This window comes from uncultured Oxalicibacterium sp. (genome assembly GCF_913776015.1).
Taxonomy (GTDB): Bacteria; Pseudomonadota; Gammaproteobacteria; order Burkholderiales; family Burkholderiaceae_D; genus Oxalicibacterium.
Map to the genome: position 1 here is coordinate 1 of NZ_CAJYMD010000080.1, position 18,233 is coordinate 18,233.

General features: G+C 57.6%; 19 protein-coding genes. 2 read left to right on the forward strand and 17 right to left on the reverse strand.

Annotation, left to right across the window (positions count from 1 at the left end):
- A partial coding sequence (locus tag QZ725_RS14500) for a gamma-glutamyltransferase (protein WP_293781168.1) occupies window positions 1–799 on the forward strand: 799 nt, incomplete at its 5' end.
- Window positions 800–888: 89 nt separating this feature from the next.
- Here QZ725_RS14500 and QZ725_RS14505 read toward each other — a convergent pair.
- The 15 genes from QZ725_RS14505 to QZ725_RS14575 all read right to left on the reverse strand — a co-directional run bounded on the left by QZ725_RS14505 (window position 889) and on the right by QZ725_RS14575 (window position 15,700).
- Window positions 889–1,104 carry a hypothetical protein gene (locus tag QZ725_RS14505; protein WP_293781253.1) on the reverse strand — a complete coding sequence of 72 codons (216 nt, stop codon included), beginning with the start codon at window positions 1,102–1,104 and terminating at the stop codon, window positions 889–891.
- A gap of 312 nt (window positions 1,105–1,416) precedes the next feature.
- Complete coding sequence (locus tag QZ725_RS14510) at window positions 1,417–2,598, reverse strand: multidrug effflux MFS transporter (RefSeq protein ID WP_293781256.1); 1,182 nt, start codon at window positions 2,596–2,598, stop codon at window positions 1,417–1,419.
- 121 nt (window positions 2,599–2,719) lie between these two features.
- A complete protein-coding gene (locus QZ725_RS14515; protein ID WP_293781171.1) occupies window positions 2,720–4,195 on the reverse strand; it encodes an NAD-dependent succinate-semialdehyde dehydrogenase in 1,476 nt (491 codons plus the stop codon).
- A 174-nt stretch (window positions 4,196–4,369) separates the two neighbouring features.
- Complete coding sequence (locus tag QZ725_RS14520) at window positions 4,370–5,602, reverse strand: class I SAM-dependent RNA methyltransferase (RefSeq protein WP_293781174.1); 1,233 nt, start codon at window positions 5,600–5,602, stop codon at window positions 4,370–4,372.
- Window positions 5,603–5,716: 114 nt separating this feature from the next.
- Complete coding sequence (locus QZ725_RS14525; protein ID WP_293781177.1) at window positions 5,717–6,319, reverse strand: 2-hydroxychromene-2-carboxylate isomerase; 603 nt, start codon at window positions 6,317–6,319, stop codon at window positions 5,717–5,719.
- A gap of 21 nt (window positions 6,320–6,340) precedes the next feature.
- Window positions 6,341–6,748 carry a CopD family protein gene (locus QZ725_RS14530; protein ID WP_293781180.1) on the reverse strand — a complete coding sequence of 136 codons (408 nt, stop codon included), beginning with the start codon at window positions 6,746–6,748 and terminating at the stop codon, window positions 6,341–6,343.
- 201 nt (window positions 6,749–6,949) lie between these two features.
- Window positions 6,950–8,221 carry a glutamate-5-semialdehyde dehydrogenase gene (locus QZ725_RS14535; protein ID WP_293781183.1) on the reverse strand — a complete coding sequence of 424 codons (1,272 nt, stop codon included), beginning with the start codon at window positions 8,219–8,221 and terminating at the stop codon, window positions 6,950–6,952.
- A gap of 143 nt (window positions 8,222–8,364) precedes the next feature.
- Window positions 8,365–9,381, reverse strand: coding sequence for a DNA polymerase III subunit delta (holA, locus tag QZ725_RS14540; RefSeq protein ID WP_293781186.1), 1,017 nt, complete (start codon window positions 9,379–9,381; stop codon window positions 8,365–8,367).
- Window positions 9,382–9,389: 8 nt separating this feature from the next.
- Window positions 9,390–9,920 (reverse strand): LPS assembly lipoprotein LptE, encoded by a 531-nt coding sequence (lptE, locus tag QZ725_RS14545; RefSeq protein ID WP_293781189.1) that lies wholly within the window; start codon window positions 9,918–9,920, stop codon window positions 9,390–9,392.
- A gap of 50 nt (window positions 9,921–9,970) precedes the next feature.
- Window positions 9,971–12,616, reverse strand: a complete 2,646-nt coding sequence (gene leuS / locus QZ725_RS14550) for a leucine--tRNA ligase (RefSeq protein ID WP_293781192.1) — start codon at window positions 12,614–12,616, stop codon at window positions 9,971–9,973.
- A gap of 193 nt (window positions 12,617–12,809) precedes the next feature.
- Window positions 12,810–13,136: a barstar family protein gene (locus QZ725_RS14555; RefSeq protein WP_293781195.1), complete on the reverse strand. Its 327-nt coding sequence runs from the start codon at window positions 13,134–13,136 to the stop codon at window positions 12,810–12,812.
- Window positions 13,136–13,564: a biopolymer transporter ExbD gene (locus QZ725_RS14560; protein WP_293781198.1), complete on the reverse strand. Its 429-nt coding sequence runs from the start codon at window positions 13,562–13,564 to the stop codon at window positions 13,136–13,138. Before QZ725_RS14560 ends, QZ725_RS14555 begins: the two co-directional genes overlap by 1 nt.
- Before the next feature lie 25 nt (window positions 13,565–13,589).
- Window positions 13,590–14,291 carry a MotA/TolQ/ExbB proton channel family protein gene (locus QZ725_RS14565; protein ID WP_293781201.1) on the reverse strand — a complete coding sequence of 234 codons (702 nt, stop codon included), beginning with the start codon at window positions 14,289–14,291 and terminating at the stop codon, window positions 13,590–13,592.
- 31 nt (window positions 14,292–14,322) lie between these two features.
- Complete coding sequence (dapB, locus tag QZ725_RS14570) at window positions 14,323–15,129, reverse strand: 4-hydroxy-tetrahydrodipicolinate reductase (protein WP_293781204.1); 807 nt, start codon at window positions 15,127–15,129, stop codon at window positions 14,323–14,325.
- Between the two features lie 49 nt (window positions 15,130–15,178).
- Entirely contained in the window at window positions 15,179–15,700 is a 522-nt protein-coding gene (locus QZ725_RS14575; protein ID WP_293781207.1) for an outer membrane protein assembly factor BamE, read from the reverse strand.
- A 76-nt stretch (window positions 15,701–15,776) separates the two neighbouring features.
- On the opposite strand from QZ725_RS14575, the gene fur reads away from it, so the two are divergent.
- Window positions 15,777–16,202, forward strand: a complete 426-nt coding sequence (fur, locus tag QZ725_RS14580) for a ferric iron uptake transcriptional regulator (protein ID WP_293781210.1) — start codon at window positions 15,777–15,779, stop codon at window positions 16,200–16,202.
- 78 nt (window positions 16,203–16,280) lie between these two features.
- On the opposite strand, the gene hrcA is transcribed toward fur, so the two are convergent.
- Both hrcA and QZ725_RS14590 read right to left on the reverse strand, forming a co-directional pair.
- Complete coding sequence (gene hrcA, locus QZ725_RS14585; RefSeq protein ID WP_293781213.1) at window positions 16,281–17,312, reverse strand: heat-inducible transcriptional repressor HrcA; 1,032 nt, start codon at window positions 17,310–17,312, stop codon at window positions 16,281–16,283.
- A gap of 145 nt (window positions 17,313–17,457) precedes the next feature.
- Window positions 17,458–18,162 carry an HAD family hydrolase gene (locus QZ725_RS14590; RefSeq protein WP_293781216.1) on the reverse strand — a complete coding sequence of 235 codons (705 nt, stop codon included), beginning with the start codon at window positions 18,160–18,162 and terminating at the stop codon, window positions 17,458–17,460.
- Between the last annotated feature and the right edge of the window lie 71 nt (window positions 18,163–18,233).

Sequence of the window (18,233 nt, forward strand, 5' to 3'; positions counted from 1 at the left end):
CCTCAATCGCTTCGATCTCAAACATTACGCCGAAGGCAGTGCCGATTATTATCACGTGCTGGTGGAAGCGGTGAAGCAGGCATTTATCGATCGCAATCGTTATGTGGCCGATCCCGAATTCGTGAATGTGCCGTCCGCCACGCTACTGTCGGCGGATCATCTCAAACAACGTGCCGCAGCGATCGACATGCAAAAAGCACTGGCCTGGCCGCATGTGTTCAAGACCGGAGACACCGTGTACATCGGCGCGGCCGATGCCTATGGCAATGCTGTCTCGATGCTGCAGACCGTGTATTTCGATTGGGGCAGTGGCGTGATGGCGGGCGATACGGGCATCCTCTGGCATAACCGCGGTGCGTCGTTTAGCCTGAAGCAGGGCCACCCGAATGTGCTGCAACCGGGCAAGCGTCCGTTCCATACGCTCAATCCGGGTATGTGCCTGAAGAATGGCAAGCCGCATATTCTGTACGGCACGCAGGGTGCCGATGGACAGCCGCAAACGTTGACTGCGATCCTGACGCGCATGATTGATTACGGCATGGATCCGTACACGGCATTGTCGCGACCACGTTTTTTGTTGGGAAAAACCTTTTCCGATGCGCGCGATACGCTCAAGCTGGAGCAGGATGCAGGAGAAAACGTCTTTGCCGAACTGGCACGACGTGGGCACGAGTTGAGTCCGCTGTCGGCACAGAGTCCTTTATCCGGTCATCCGGGTGCGATCGTGATCGACGAATCGGGCAAGCGCTTCATGGGCGCGCATGATCCGCGCAGCGATGGACGTGCGCTTGGCGTGTAAGACGTGTGCAGTACGTTGCGCCTGAAGAAAAGGCGGCGCAATCAGGCGAAAAAAAAGACAGGCTGTTTGCCTGTCTTTTTTCGTTCAGCTTACTTGACTGCTGCTGGTGCAGGAGCGGCTGCCGTGGTGTGTGCCTTATGTGCCTTGGCTTTTTTCTTCGTTGCTTTTTTCTTTGCGTGTTTTGCAGGTGCTTTCATTTCAGCTTTGGCTGCAGGTGCTGCTGGCGTAGCTGGTGCGACCGGTGCTTGTGCGAAAACAGCAGAGGCAAACAGACCGGCGACGAGGGTGGCGATAACTTTTTTCATTTGAGTGCTCTCTAAGAATTTGATCATGGTGCGAATCGTCGTTGGCGATTCGTACTCCCATAACGACACGCCTGAAAGCTCGGTTGACGATCTTTTCGCAAAAAAATGCATTTATTTTTGCTGTTTTTCGGCTTTGTCAAGAAGGTGTGAGAAAGGTGTTTTTTCTGTGAGAAATGCGCGTGAAGAAAATGAGATCTGTGTTCTTCACGACGCCGATGACAACGTAAATGAGGTACGCGCGGTTACAAAAATGCGGTCGCTAGGCAACAGAGAAATAGAACAAGAAAAAACTATAGAAGGGGAGCAGGATGTTCAAGCTCCCATCGCATCCTTGCGCATGTCTTTGCGCCATTGGCGGCGGCAGGATAACCAGAGGCAGACGCTGATGCCGGTGAATGTCAATTGTCCGAGCGCAAGCGCGACCGGTGAATGCGAAATCATCGGCGCGATTGCACCGGCAACCAGCGCACCGAGCAGCGTTTGTGTGAAGGACTGGCAGGAGGCGACGATACCGCGAATTGTCGGAAACAGGTCCAGCACCTTCAGCGTAATGACAGGCGCGACAATCGACATGCCGAAGGTGTAAAAGAACAATGGTGCCACCGACCAAGGCAGTGCGGGTGCATAAAAGAAGTGGTAACCGACGTTGAACAGCGATGCGCCAATCAACAGGCTGAAGCCGATCATGACCTGCCGTGCCAGAGGAATTTTTCCCGATAAACGATTGGCGGTCAGGGCGCCGAGAAAGATGCCGGCCACCGTCGGTACGAATTGCCAGCCAAATTGTTCAGGCCCCAGTTTCAGATGCTGAACGAGAAATACGGGAGCGGCAGCGACGTAGAGAAACATGCCGGAGAAATTGAAAGCGACGGTCCCACCGAGCAGATGAAAGGTGCGTGAACCGAACACACTGCCATAGCTTTGATACAGCACCCCGGGGTTGAATGGCTGCCGCCGAGATGGCGGCAGGGTTTCAGGCAGACGTTTCCAGCAATAGGCCAGCAGCAAAATCGTATAAACGAAAAGCGTCAGGAAAATCGAGCGCCAGTCCAGATGCTTGACGATCCAGCCGCCGAGAATCGGGGCGATGGCCGGTGCGATTGAAAAAATCATTGTGACCAGCGACAGCAGGCGCGCCGCAGCCGCGCCCTGGAAAAGATCACGGATGATGGCGCGCCCGATAACGACGCCGGCACCAGCAGAGATGCCCTGCAGCATGCGAAACGCCCACAGGTATTCGATGCTGTGTGCGGCAGCGCAGCCGAGCGTGGCGACCGCAAATACTGCCAGCGACACGAGGATGATGTTGCGTCGTCCAAAGGAATCGGAAAGCGCACCATGCCAAAGGATCATGACGGCGAACGAGAACATGTAGACCGTCAGTGTCTGCTGCACTTCGATGGCACTGGTATTCAGCGATTGCTCGATCGCGGGGAAAGCCGGCAGGTATGTGTCGATGGAAAACGGCCCGAGCATGGCCAGCAACGCCAGCATGATGGCGAGTGTGCCGCTGCCGATCAATAGTGCCAGCGGTGGTTCTTCTCGTGCAGTGCCGCTGTTGGAAGAGGGTTGCTGCGTGTCGCTCATGCCGGCCTCGATTTCTGGTCCTGCTTGTTCACTCGATGCCACCCATGCACAGGTATTTGATATCGAGATACTCGTCCATGCCGTACTTCGATCCTTCGCGTCCCATGCCCGATTGCTTGATGCCGCCAAACGGGGCGACTTCATTCGAGATGGCGCCCGTATTGATGCCGACCATGCCGTACTGCAGTTGTTCGGCAACGCGCCACACGCGACCGATATCGCGCGAATAGAAATAACTGGCGAGACCGAATTCGCTGTCGTTGGCTGCTGCGATCACTTCTGCATCATTTGAAAACCGCGTCACGGCCGATACTGGTCCGAAGGTTTCTTCGCTCATGATGGTCATGCCCTTGCGGGTGTCGGCCAGTACTGTGGGTTCGTAAAAGCGACCGCCAAGTTCGGGATGGATGCGTCCACCGGCGAGCAATCGTGCGCCTTTTTCAATGGCATCACTGACGTGGCGTTCGACTTTTTCGACGGCAGCGTCATCGATCAGCGGCCCCTGCATCACGCCTTGATCAAAGCCGTTGCCAACCTTGATACGTGCCGCTCCTTCAGCCAGCTTGCGTACGAATTCGTCGTAGATGGCGTCATGCGCATAAAAGCGGTTGGTGCAGACGCAGGTCTGGCCGGCATTGCGATACTTGGATGCCAATGCGCCTTTGACGGCAGCATCGATATCCGCATCCTCGAACACGATGAAAGGCGCATGGCCGCCCAGTTCAAGGCCGATGCGCTTGACGGTAGGGGCGCACTGTTCCATCAGGATGCGCCCGACCGGCGTCGAGCCGGTGAAGGAAAGATGGCGCACTACGGTGCTGGCACAGAGTGTCTTGCCGATGGCAACCGCGTTGTCGGCATCGGCAGTGACAACGTTGATGACACCGGCCGGGATGCCGGCTCGATGTGCGAGTTCTGCCAGCGCCAGTGCTGAAAGCGGCGTCTGTTCTGCTGGCTTGACGACGATGGTGCAGCCGGCAGCGACCGCCGGCGCGATCTTGCGCGTGATCATCGAGATCGGGAAATTCCACGGCGTGATGGCAGCGCACACACCGACCGGCTGCTTGATGACGACCGTGCGACGATTGGTCCATGTCGAAGCCAGCACATCACCCGACACGCGCTTGGCTTCTTCGGCAAACCATTCGATGAAGCTGGCGCCATAAGTCACTTCTCCCTTTGACTCAATCAGTGGCTTGCCCTGTTCGGCCGTCATCAGCGCCGCCAGATCATCGGCATTTGCCATCATCAGATCGAACCATTTGCGCATCAGGTTGGCGCGATCCTTGCCCGTGCGGGCAGACCACGCTGGAAATGCGCGGGCAGCGGCGTCGATGGCTTGTTCGGCGGCAACACTGTCGAGATTCGGCACACTGCCAACGATGCAATTGTCGGCCGGGTTGATGACATCGAGACTTGGCCTACCACCATCGGTCCAGCGCCCATCGATATAGGCTTGCGTGCGCAAGAGTTTCAGATCGTTGAGGGGAGGGAAGGCTGACATGCGATTCTCCTGCGAGTGAGGAAAAGGAATGAACTGGCTAACAGGCTAGCAGCAAATCGGAACGGAGAACGTTCGGTTGCTCACCCAGATGCGTGGCATGCCATTGCTACCTCTGTTGCGTTACATGGCGCTTGCGGTCGCATGTAACGCCTTTGCATGATGACGAGGCGACGATCAGTTGCCGTCGACTTCTTTCGGTTTGGCTTGTTCGCGACGGTTGAAGCCAGCCACCATGTCGAAACGGAACAGGCGGCATTCGAGCGAGCCATTGAAGAACGGTGTCTTGCGCGATTCCTTCAGGCGCAGCATCTTGGGTACGGTCAGATCGGCGGTGAACAGGAAAACCGACCAGCCGGCAAAGCGCTGCTTGAGTGTCTTGCTGAAATCCTCGAAGAATTCCTTCGCCAGCTCGTCTTCGGCCAGAGTCTTGTCGCCGCGCACGCCGATGCGTTCGCCATACGGCGGGTTGGTCAGCAGGATGCCGGGTGTGGCGGTCGGTGCCTTGACCTCCTGCGCTTCGATCTGCTTCAGCGGCACGTCAAAACGGATACCAGCCTTGTTCAGGTTGTTGCGCGCCATGGTCACCATGTCACCCGAGATATCGCTGCCGAAGATCGTCGGCTCGGTCGGCAGGGGATTGAGCTTGACGTTACCCTTGATGGCTTGCCAGGCATCGTGATCGAAGTCGTGGAATTTTTCGAAGGCAAATTCGCGATGCAAGCCCGGTGGAATGCCCGCCACCATTTGCGCTGCTTCGGCCAGGATGGTGCCGGAACCGCACATCGGATCGAACAGCGGTATGCCCGGTTTCCAGCCCGCTACGCGCAACAGCCCCGCCGCGAGATTTTCGCGCAAGGGTGCATCGCCCGTTTCCATGCGCCAGCCGCGCTTGAACAATGCCTCGCCAGACGTATCGAGATAAAGCGTAAAGTTGTTTGCATCGAGAAAACCGACGATGCGCATGTCGGGCGTGCGTGTGTCGACCGATGGTCGTTCGTTATATATGTCGCGGAAACGATCGCAGATGCCATCCTTGATTTTCAGTGTCGTGAATTCGAGGCTGCGCAAAGGCGATTTGATGGCCGTGATATCGATGCGGATCGTATGATCGACACCGAACCATTCTTCCCACGGTTGTTCGAGCGCGCGGTCGTAGATATCGTTTTCGTTGACATAGCCCGAATGCGACATGCGCATGAGGATGCGCGAGGCAATGCGCGAATGCAGATTCATGAACATCGCATCGTGCAAGGTGCCCGAGCAATGGACCCCGCCTGGGACCTGATTGTGTACCTTGAGCTTGCCGCCATCTACGGCGCTCAGCTGTGCGATTTCGTTGAATTCTTCCGCGAGTGCGGCTTCCATGCCGCGCGGGCAAGGACAAAAGAAAGAATGGATGGTGCTCATGAGCGGGGAACCCTTATTCCGTTGGTGAAAAAACGATCATCCGAGATGATCCTGATGGTTGTTGCCACGTCCTGCCAACCCGTCTATTGACGTATTGCGGGACGATGTTTTGTTCTAGCGCTTGAAAGCGGCCTCGACGAAATCAAGCCTGTCCTGCCCCCAGAACGGTTCGCCATCGACGATGTACCACGGCGAGCCGAATACATTGGCGGCGATGGCTTCCTGCGTGAAGCGATCGTACTCGCCCTGTACGCTGGCGGTTTCAGCTGCTTTCAGTAGTGCTGCGCCGTCGTGACCTGCTTCATTCGACAGCGCCATCAAGGTGTTCCTGTCCATGATGTTGCGATCTTCGGCCCAGAACCCGCGCATGATGCGACCCGTCAATGCCAGCGCGGCATTGGTGCCGTGCGCGAAGCGGGTGGCGATGATCAGCAAAGCCGCCGCATCGCCCGAAACCGGCGAAAAGCGCGGTTGCGGATTCAGCGGTAAGCCCAGATGGTCGCTCCAGCGCTTGAGTTCGACCAGCCGATACGCTTGCCGCTGCGGTGGCCGTTTGGCGAGCGGCAACCCGCCCGTTACGCTGAAAACCTTGGGCAGATCAATCGGTTTCATCTCGATCTGCACATCGTGGCGTTGCGCGAGTTCGAGCAGACGCGCATGACCAAAATAAGCCCACGGCGATTGCGGCGCGAAATAATATTCACAGACCTTTGCCATGATGGCTCCCTTGCAGCACGATCAGAACGGTTTGACGACGGCAAGAATGACGATTGCAAGCAGCAGCAACACCGGTACTTCGTTGAACCAGCGATACCAGATGTGGCTGCGTCGGTTCGTACCATTCTCGAATTTGCGCAGCAGCGAACCGCATGCATGGTGATAGCCGATCACCAGCACTACCAGTGCCAGCTTGGCATGCAGCCAGCCACCCGTGAAGCCATAACTCCACAGCCAGAAACCAAAGCCCAGCGCAGGAATCGCGATGATCGTCGTAAAGCGATACAGCTTGCGTGCCATCAGCAGCAGGCGCGTGATGGTGTTCGGATCGTTTTCCATGGCCAGATTGACGAAGATGCGCGGCAGATAGAAGAGGCCGGCAAACCACGAGGCGATGAAAACGATGTGTAGCGATTTGATCCAGAGCATGTCAGGCCTTTAGCTTGCGGTAATACGCATCAGCACATGATGGACCTTGCGCATGACAGCAGTATTTCCTTGCAAGGCGATATGTCGTCGCTTGGCATTCAAACACGAACTTCTCCATGGTGAAGCAGGGAATTCGCGGCGCACTGCGCCACACCTGCGTAACGGTGTCGCCTTGCAAGGCGGCACTCCGTTGCATGGTACTTAAACACGCACTTCTCCATGCCCAAACACCACATACTTGAGCGAGGTCAGTCCTTCGAGGCCGACCGGGCCGCGTGCATGCAGCTTGTCGTTGGAAATGCCGATCTCTGCACCCAGGCCATATTCGAAGCCATCGGCAAAGCGCGTCGAGGCATTCACCATGACGGAAGCAGAATCGACTTCACGCAGAAACTGCATGGCACGCGAGTAATCTTCGGTGATGATGGCGTCGGTATGCTTGGACGAATAGGTATTGATGTGGGCAATCGCCTCATCAACATCGGCCACGGTCTTGATCGACAGAATCGGTGCCAGATATTCGGTGGACCAGTCTTCTTCGGTCGCCGAAGCGAGGAAAGGGTAACCGGCCAGAATTGCCTTGGCTTCATCGTCGCAACGCAGTTCGACTTCCTTGGCCTGATACAGCTTCGCCAGTTCGGGCAAGACAGTCGGCGCAACGCTGCGCGCTACCAGCAAGGTTTCCATCGTGTTGCAGGTGCCGTAGCGATGGCACTTGGCATTGAAGGCAACGTCGAGCGCTTTTTTGTTATCGGCCTTGTCGTCGATATAGACATGGCAGATGCCGTCGAGATGCTTGATCATCGGTACCGTGGCTTCGGTCATCAGGCGTGCGATCAGCCCCTTGCCACCGCGCGGCACGATGACGTCCACATACTGCGGCATGGTGATCAGTTCGCCGACGGCAGCGCGGTCGGTGGTTTCCACGACTTGTACGGCATCTTGCGGCAGGCCGGCACCGGCCAATCCTTCCTTGACGAGTTTTGCCAGCGCCTTGTTGCAGTGGATCGCTTCCGAACCGCCACGCAGAATGGTCGCGTTGCCGCTCTTGATGCAGAGGCCGGCTGCATCGACCGTCACATTCGGGCGCGCTTCATAGATGATGCCGATCACCCCGAGCGGGACGCGCATCTGGCCGATCTGGATGCCGGTCGGGCGCACTTTCATGTTGGAAATCTCACCAATTGGATCGGGCAGCGACACGATCTGTTCCAGGCCTTCGGCCATCGTCGCAATCGCCTTGTCGGACAGCGTCAGGCGATCCAGCATTGCCGGTTCCAGTCCATTGGCGCGTGCCGCATCGAGATCGAGCTTGTTGGCCGAGCGCAGGATGTCGGCATCGCGCCGAATAGCGGCGGCGATCAACTGCAAGGCCTTGTTTTTGGCAGCGCTGTCGGCCTTGGCCATGGCGTGCGATGCCTGACGGGCACGTTCGCCGATTGCCTTCATGGTGGTTTTGATGTCGGTGGTCATGGCAATGATGGGTCTGACAAGTAATTCAGGTACGGCTAACAATAAATAAGGGCGGAACGAGAAAAAACACGTTTGCTATCGTGTATTCCGTAACGCGCGGTTGATGTTTTCTACTGGCTGATGCGTGGCGATTTGGTCAACGTTCAACCGCGTGCAACTTTCAGCCCCAGTTGCAACATGGCGTCCCACGGATCGCCGCTGAAGGCCTTGGCGCGTAAACCTTTCACCATCTTATCGATTTGCGCAGCTTCCTGCAGCGCCGTTTCCAGCGTGGTCAGTTTGAGTCGGCGCAGGGCGGGTTCCATCAGGCGTTCGCGCGGTCCCCAGATGCGGGCTTCCTTCATCAGTTGGCCGAGCGGCCGTCCTTGCGCCTGGCCAGATTTCAGCTTCAGCAAGGTGCGGATTTCTTCGGCCACCGCCCACAGTACCAGCGGCAGCGCCTCGCCTTCGCCCTTGAGTCCTTCCAGCATGCGCACCAGACGCGCCGCATCGCCGCTCAGCATGGCTTCGTTGAGCTTGAAGACATCGTAGCGGGCGACATTGAGCACGGCGTCATGCACCTGCTCGAAACTCAGTTGGCCTTCGGGATAGAGCAGTGCCAGCTTGCGTACTTCCTGATGCGCGGCCAGCAGATTGCCTTCCACACGATCGGCAATGAAATCCAGGCATTCGCGGCTGGCACCTTGCTTTTGCGCGGCAAGTCGCATGCCGAGCCAGTTCGGCAATTGTGCGCGCTCGACCAAGGGAATATCGATCCAGACGCCTGCCTGCTGCAGGCTGGCGACCCAGGCCGCCTTTTGCGTTTGCCAGTCGAGCTTGGGCAGCGTGATGAGCGTGACGTTGTCAGGGCTTAGCGATGCAGCGTAATCCTGCAGCGCCTTGCCGCCATCCTTGCCGGGTTTGCCGGTCGGAATGCGCAACTCGATCAGCTTGCGGTCGCCGAACAGCGATTGCGACTGATTCGCGGCGAGCAGTTCGCCCCATTTGAAACTGCGTTCGACCACCAGCACTTCGCGCTCGGTCAAGCCTTGCGTGCGTGCGGTCTTGCGTATCTTGTCGGCAGCTTCGAGCGCGAGCAGGTGCTCGTCGCTGGTGATGATGTACAAACCCGCCAGCGGTTTTGCCAGATGCGAATCGAGCGCGTCGGGCCGCAGTTGCATCGTGCGCTCTAGTTGCCTGCCGGTGCGGCAGTGGTGATCGGCTTGATCGATGCCACGCGGCGCAGGATCTGTTGCACCAGATCGGCCTGCATGTCCTTGTACAGCATGACCGCTTCAGCTTCTTTGGCAAGCACCTGATTCTCGTTGTACGTCAGGTCGCGCTTCAGAGAAATCTGCGTGGGCGCCAGCAATTGCGCATTCTTGTTGTCGCGCACGGCAACTGTCACACGGTAGTAAAGCGCATATTCACGCACGCGGCCCTGGCTATTCAGCGAGAGAATGGTCCGCTCCTGCGTTTCGCCCGTGATGTCGAGGATCGCTTCCGCATCTTCGGCTCTATCCTTGATCTGCAGCTCACCACTGCCGCGAATATTACGGCGCAAGGCAGCGCCCAGCGTCGAGCTTTCCGGCACGTTGATGTAGATGCTCTTGAACGGCAACTCGTCGCCGAGCAGTGAGCCGCGCAACTTGAAGCCGCAGGCCGACAGCAGGGCGGTCGAGCCCAGCGCGAGACAGAGTAGACGACGATGTTTCTGCATGTTCGATCCTGCGAGTAGGGTCAGCGAGGGCCAGTTCGATTGCCGAACGATCAGACCACGATGTTGATCAGCTTGCCCGGCACCACGATGATTTTCTTCGGTGTGCCTTCCATGAACTTCTGTACGTTTTCGTTGGCCAGGGCGGCGGCTTCGATGCTGGCCTTGTCGGCATCCTTGGCAACGACGATGCTGCCGCGCAGCTTGCCATTGATCTGGATCATCAATTCGATTTCCGACTGTTCAAGCGCAGCAGCATCAACCTGTGGCCACGCGGCATCGAGAATGTCGCCGAATTGTGCAGCGTAACCGAGTTCCTGCCACAGCACATGCGTGATGTGCGGTGCGACCGGATTGAGGATGCGCAGGAAGATCGAGAAGCCTTCGCTGATGACAGCATTCGATGCGGCTGAGTCGTCCAGTTTGGCAGCGTCCAGCGTGTTGAGCATCTTCATGCATGCCGAGACGACGGTGTTGTACTGGATACGCTTGTAGTCGGCATCGGCCTGTTGCAAGATCTTGTGCAGCTCCCGACGCAACGTCTTGTGCGGCTCGCCGAGCGTGGCGAAATCCACCTTGTCATTTTTGGCGATGCGTGCAGCCTGCGCATAGCCGTAAGACCACACGCGACGCAGGAAGCGATTCGAACCTTCGACGCCGGTGCCCGACCACTCGAGCGTCTGCTCCGGTGGCGAGGCGAACATCGTGAACAGGCGCGCAGTATCGGCGCCGTACTGCTCGATCTGTACTTGCGGGTCGATGCCGTTGTTCTTGGACTTCGACATTTTTTCGGTGCCGCCGAGTTCGACCGGCTGACCATCGCTTTTCAGGACGGCAGATACCGGGCGACCCTTGTCATCGAACGTCAGTTCCACGTCTGCCGGATTGAACCAGATCTTCTTGCCGCTCGCATCTTCGCGATAGTAGGTTTCGTTCAGCACCATGCCTTGCGTCAGCAGGTTGACGAACGGTTCGTCGAACTTGACGAGGCCGAAATCGCGCATGACCTTGGTCCAGAAACGCGCGTACAGCAGGTGCAGCACGGCATGTTCGATACCGCCGATGTACTGGTCCATCGGCATCCAGTAATCGTTGCGGCTGTCGACCATCGCGTCGTTCGAGCCTGGCGAGCAATAGCGCATGAAATACCACGACGAATCGACGAAGGTATCCATGGTGTCGGTTTCGCGACGCGCAGGCTTGCCGCATTTCGGGCAATCGCACTTGAGGAAGGCTTCGTGCTTGTTGAGCGGGTTGCCGCTGCCGTCCGGCACGCAGTCTTCCGGCAGGACGACTGGCAGATCCTTTTCCGGTACCGGTACTGCGCCGCAGTCCGGGCAGTTGATCATCGGAATCGGTGTACCCCAGTAGCGCTGGCGCGAAATACCCCAGTCGCGCAGGCGATAGGTGATCTTTTTCTCGCCGAGACCCATCCCGGCCAGATCGGCAGCGATGGCATCGACCGCCTGCTGATAGTTGAGACCGTCGTACTTGCCCGAGTTGATGCAGCGACCGTTTTCCTTGTCGCCATACCAGTCATGCCAGGAAATTTCCGAGAATTCCTTGCCTTCGACAGCGATGACAGGGTGAATCGGCAGCGCATATTTTTGTGCGAATGCAAAGTCGCGTTCGTCATGTGCAGGCACGCCCATCACGGCGCCATCGCCGTAGGTGATCAGCACATAGTTGCCGACCCAGACTTCGACGAGCTGGCCGGTCAGCGGATGCTTGACGAACAACCCGGTCGGCATGCCTTTCTTTTCCATCGTCGCCATGTCGGCTTCGATGACGCTGCCTTGCTTGCACTCGGCGATGAAGTCTGCGAGTTCAGGATTCGATTTGGCGGCGAAGGTCGCCAGCGCGTGCTCGGGTGCCACGGCGCAGAAGGTCACGCCCTTGATCGTGTCGGCACGCGTGGTGAAGACCCACAGCTTGCCGTCATTGATCAGGTTATCGCCATCCTTGATCTCGTGCGTGAAGGCGAAGCGCACACCGGTCGATTTACCGATCCAGTTCGACTGCATGATGCGCACGCGCTCGGGCCAGCCCGGCAGCTTGTTGTCGACGTGATCCAGCAGTTCTTCGGCGTAATCGGTGATGCGGGCGTAGTACATCGGGATTTCGCGCTTTTCGATCAGTGCGCCGGAACGCCAGCCGCGACCGTCGATCACTTGCTCGTTGGCCAGCACGGTCTGATCGATCGGATCCCAGTTCACCGTACCTGTCTTCTTATAGATGATGCCTTTTTCCAGCATCTTCAGGAACATCCACTGGTTCCATTTGTAGTATTCGGGCTTGCAGGCCGTCATCTCGCGCGACCAGTCGATTGCCAGACCCATCGACGCCATTTGCGTCTTCATGTACTCGATGTTCGAGTAGGTCCATTGCGCTGGCGGCACGTTGTTCTGCATCGCGGCGTTTTCTGCCGGCATGCCGAACGCATCCCACCCCATTGGCATGAGCACGTTGTAACCGTTCATGCGCAGATGACGATACATCACGTCGTTGATCGTGTAATTGCGCACGTGACCCATGTGCAGCTTGCCGGATGGGTACGGCAGCATCGAGCAGGCGTAGAACTTCTTCTTCGGCTTGCCGTTCTTGTCCACGGCGTTTTCGACTGCCTTGTAAGCGTCAATGGATTGCCAGTGATCGTGCGCCGATTTCTCGACATCGGCGGGGCTGTATTTATCTTGCATGACGGATGAAGCCAGAATGAAAGGTGAAATGAATGACGTTGCGCGACCGGGAATGACGATTTGTCGTCTGGCGCGCCAAAGGCCTGATTATAGCGTTTCGCACCCGTCGGGGACAGCGCGACCGGGTGTGTGAAGCATGGATTGCCGTCGTTTGGGTGAAATGCGGCTGGGAAGCGGGTGGCGAACCTGCCTGTCAGGCCAGTTTCAGGGCGAGGGCGGCTTTTTCGCCATAGTCGGCGTAGCGATCGTTGATGGCGTCGATGCAGAACGCCAGTTCTTCGAGCAATTCGGGAAAACGGGTTTTGATGACATCGGCATGCGTGATGACGATTTGCAGCACTTCGTTATCCTTGAGTCGGAACCTTGTCATGCCGTCGTCATCGCGCAGATAGCTCATGCAATCGACCCAGGCATCCATGTTGGCACCATAGAAATCGGGAAAGCCGAACGCTGTTTTGCATGCGGTATGAAAGTCTTCCCAACCGGCGATCAGTGCGCCGTCGAGTTGCGCGGTCGCCATCAGTTGCCTCCTTCGGTCGGTACGTCGGTCACGAAGCCGAGCTTTGTCAAACCCTGTGCCTGCGCGGCTGCCATGATTTGCGCGATGGTTTCGTAGCGTGTGTTCTTGTCGGCGCGTAATTGCACTTGTGGCTGCGGCTGTTGCTTGCCCGCGGTTTCGAGGCGTTGTTGCAGCACTGTGCGATCAATGGTTTCCTGATTCCAGTACAGCTTGCCGTCGGCATCGATCGACAGAGAAATCGTCGTGCCTTCGGCAGGCGCTGGTGCCGATTTGACTGCCGGCAGATCAAGACGGATGGCTTGTGTGAAGAGCGGTGCGGCCAGAATGAAGATCACCAGCAGTACCAGCATCACATCCACCATCGGCGTGACGTTGATTTCCGCCATGGGGGCCGGTCGCCCGTTTTCGTTAAAGCTGCCGAAGCTCATGGTGATGTTCTTGCCGAAAGGGTGGTCATGCGCGGGTTTCCTGTGCCACGCGTGCGCCTGTAGTCAGGTAGGCATGCAGGTCATGCGCGAAGGCATCGAGTTCGGCCAGCGTCAGGCGATTGACGCGCACGAAGGCGTTGTAGGCCAAAACGGCCGGAATCGCGACGGCCAGTCCAAGCGCCGTCATGATCAGCGCTTCGCCAACCGGGCCGGCAACCTTGTCGATCTGTACGCTACCCGATGCCGACACGGCGATCAGTGCATGGTAGATGCCCCAGACGGTGCCGAACAGACCGACGAAAGGCGCGGTCGAGCCGACCGATGCCAGTAGCGTCAGACCGCTTTCGAGGCGGGCCGACACGCGATTGATTTCCTGCCGCAGCGTGCGCGTGATCAGTTCGCCGGTATCGGTGTTGGCATTGAGCGAATCGGCGGCCGGTTTGCGATTGGCGGCTTCGACACCTTGTGCGGCCAAGGGCGTGTAGACATATTCGACATCGGCCAGACGCAAGCCGGCAATGGCGTCGGGCAGCGTGGGTGCCTGCCAGAAGCGCTCGAGTGCCGATGCGCTGCGACGGATGCGCCATGCGCTCCAGCTTTTGGCTAAGATGTAGAACCAGCTCAGGATCGACATTGCCAGCAGCACATAGGCAACGCCATGCGAAACGGCATCGCCCTGTGCCCAGTAATGGGCGAGTCCCAGGCCGGTATTTGCTGCAACGCTCATGGGAGGTGATCCGTATCGAGGTCAGGAAAAATCAGCGCAGGCCGAGCACGTCCTGCATGTCGAACAGGCCGGTCGTGTGCTGGCTCAGGAAGCGTGCGGCACGCAGGCTGCCGGTGGCATACGAAACGCGGCTCGATGACTTGTGCGAAATCTCGATGCGCTCGCCGATGCCCGCAAACAGCACGGTGTGGTCGCCGATGATGTCGCCGCCACGCACGGTCGCGAAACCGATCGATGACGGATCACGCGCGCCGGTCACGCCTTCACGCGCCCAGACGGCCACGTCGTTGAGTTCCTTGCCGAGCGCGCCAGCGATGACTTCGCCCATCTTGATCGCGGTGCCGGACGGCGCATCGACCTTGTGACGATGGTGCGCCTCGATGATCTCGATGTCGTAACCTTCGGAGAAATTCTTCGCGGCCATTTCCAGCAGTTTCATTGTCACGTTGACGCCCACGCTCATGTTCGGCGCGAAGACCACGGCGGTCTTTTCTGCTGCCTTGGCAATCGCTGTCTTGCCTGCTGCGTCAAAACCGGTGGTACCGATGATGACCTTGATGCCATGCGCAGCGCAGTAGTCGAGATGCGTCAGCGTACCTTCCGGGCGCGTGAAATCAATGAGGAAATCCGCGTCGGCCAGACCCTTTGCGAGATCGGATTCGATCTTCACGCCAGCCGGCTTGCCGAGAAAGGCGGCGGCATCGTTGCCGATGGCAGGCGAGGAGGGCAGATCGAGTGCGCCAGCCAGTACGGTATCAGGCGCATTCTGAATGGCTTCGATCAGCATCTGGCCCATACGGCCCGATGCGCCAGCCACGGCGATTTTCAGTTGTGTCATGGAGAACTCGGTAGAGACGGGTTGCTGGATTGTCTGGCGTGCAGCTTACTTATTTCTTTGGTTTGGCCAGACGGTCCAGATAATCCTGTTCAGTTGGCAGATCCTCACCACCCTCGAAACGCGATACCAGTCGATCCTGGAAGAATACCGTCACGCGGCTGGTGGTGACTTCGCCGTTACCCTTTTGCATGCGGAATGCGTAATCCCAGCGATCGGCATGGAACATGTCGGTCAGCAGAGGTGTGCCGAGCAGGAAGATGACCTGATCCTGCGTCATGCCCGGACGCAGTTGCGCCACCATTTCACGCGAAACGAAGTTGCCTTGCTGGATATCCGGGCGATAAGGGCGCAGAAAGCCGAGGAAACGTTTCTGCTGCACGGTCTGCACGCTGCTGCCAGCAGCTTGTTCGGTCGCTGCCGCTTTGCTCGCTTCAGCTTCTGCCTTCGGTGCCGGCTCGTCGATCAACGGATTTTTCTTGGTTGCACAGCCTGCAACGAGGGCTGCCAGCGTCAGGCATAACGCGCTGACGACGAACGAGGTACGGCCGGACTGGGAAGGCAGGATAGGCATAAGAAATCTCGAGCGGTTGAGCAATTGTATGAAAACGCTATATGATAAGGCAGATATTCCTTCAGTGACCAAGAACATGCCCAACAATCCCTCCGAGCTTAAAGCCAGCGGCCTCAAGGCGACGCTGCCTCGTCTCAAGATTCTCGACATCTTCCAGAATGCCAAGGTGCGTCACCTGAGCGCCGAAGATGTGTACAAAATGCTGTTGGCCGACAATCTTGATGTCGGCTTGGCGACGGTCTACCGTGTCCTGACCCAGTTCGAACAGGCCGGCATCCTGCAGCGCAATCACTTTGAAACCGGCAAGGCCGTGTTTGAGCTTAATGAAGGCTCGCACCACGATCATCTGGTCTGTCTCGATTGCGGCAAGGTCGAAGAGTTTTACGACGAAGAAATCGAAAAGCGTCAGGAAGCGATTGCCAAGCAATACGGCTTCGAAATTGCCGACCATGCGCTGGCGCTTTATGGCCATTGCAAGAGCTGCCAGAAAGCCAAGAAGTAGGTCGCTGCGCACAAGCGCGACATTAAATAAAAACGCCGCCTTCTTTCGAGAGGCGGCGTTTTTATTTGTGGGCCGGATTCAGGTGCCAGGCGAATGGCTCAAGGCATTCGATAGCAGTTTGGCGGTGATGTCGACAATCGGAATCACGCGTTCATAGGCCATACGCGTCGGGCCAATCACCCCCAAGGTACCGACCACTTTGCCGTTGACGGTATAGGATGAGGTGACCACGCTCATCTGATCCATCGGCACCAGGCTCGATTCGCCGCCAATGAAAATCTGTACGCCGCTGGCCTTGTTCGATGAATCCAGCAATTGCATCAGGCTGGTTTTCTGCTCAAACAATTCGAACAACTGGCGCAGGGACGCCATGTTCGAGGAAAGGTCGGACACGCTCAGCAGATTGCGTTCGCCCGAGATGACCACGTTTTCGCTATCGTCATTCATGACATCGCTACCGGCTTCGACGGCGATCTGCATCAGCTGCGTCATGTCGTCGCGCAGTTGCTGCAGTTCGGTTTGCAGGCGCAGTCTGACTTCATCGAAACTCAGGCCACCAAAGTGCTGGTTGATGTAGTTGGCCGCTTGCGTCAGTTGCGATGGCGTGTAATCCACTTCGGTCAGCAGCAGGCGATTCTGTACATCACCCGACGGGCTGACGATCACCAGCAAAATGCGTTTTTCTGACAAACGCAGGAAGTCGATCTGGCGAAAGACCGATTCGCGACGCGGTGTCATGACGATGCCGGCAAATTCGGACAACGACGACAGGATTTGCGCCGCATTTGAAATGACCTTCTGCGATGAGCCAGTGTGCAGCGAGGACTGCAGGCGCGATTCGACGTTGCTGCTGTCGATGGATTGGACGGTCAGCAGCGTATCGACGAATACGCGGTAGCCGCGTGGTGTTGGGATGCGTCCGGCAGACGTGTGCGGACTGGCAACGAAACCCATCTCTTCCAGATCGGCCATCACGTTGCGAATGGTCGCCGGCGACAAATCGAGGCCGGAAATGCGGGACAGTTCGCGCGAGCCGATCGGCTGACCGTCCGCGATATAGCGTTCGATCAGTGCCTTCAGCAGGGTTTGTGCACGATTGTCGAGTTGCATGGTGAACGTATTGTAAATACACGCAATGTCATACGGCAAGCTGGATAGCGCTTACCGTTCCTATGCCACATGCTGGCGATCTGCGAAATCTCAAGCGGCATCGCAACAGCATCGCCAATGGAGCCCTGTTATTGCCCGTATTGCCTTAGCGGCGCCCAAGCCAGGCGACTACATCGTGCAGGGTACGAAAGTGTGCTGCCGGTTCGATGTCTGCAGGGAAGGGGCGGTCGAAACGGTTCATCCATCCTGCATGCAGCCCGGCATTTTGCGCGCCGGCAACATCGAGCGATGGATCGTCACCAATATGGAGCGCCTCATGCGGGGCAATGTCGAGTGCCTCGCAGGCCGCCAAAAAAATCGCGGGATCGGGTTTGGCGGTGCCAAATTGATGCGCTGCCAGCGAAACCTCGAAATGATGCGCCAGACCGATGGCGTGTAAGTCGGCAAAACCGTTGGAAATTGAGCCGATACGGTATTGCTGTTGCAGCGCTGTCAGGCCCGGTGCCACGTCGTCGAATGGCGTGACGGCATTGCGTGCTTCTGAAAACACGGCCATGGCCTCCAGCATGCGTCCTTCATCTTCGCCGCAGAGCGTGCAGGCATGCGTCAGCGTGGCATGTCGCAATGCCCATAAATCGTAACGGTATTGCGGATTACCGGATTGCAGCTCGGCGCGCAAGGTACGCAGATTGTCGATGGTGTAGCGCGCGGTAATACCCGGTGTATGAAGGGCAAGCCAGTCATGGAGAACCTGTTCAGCGCGCTTGATGACGGCTTCGAGCGGCCATAGCGTATCGTCGAGGTCGAACAATACTGCCTTGATGTGATGCTTGGAGGGCGTAGCTTGCATGCGTTGTGCCGAGACCATGCGTTTTGTTATTGCGCATGTCCCGAAGTGCAATCGAAACATAAATTATGGTC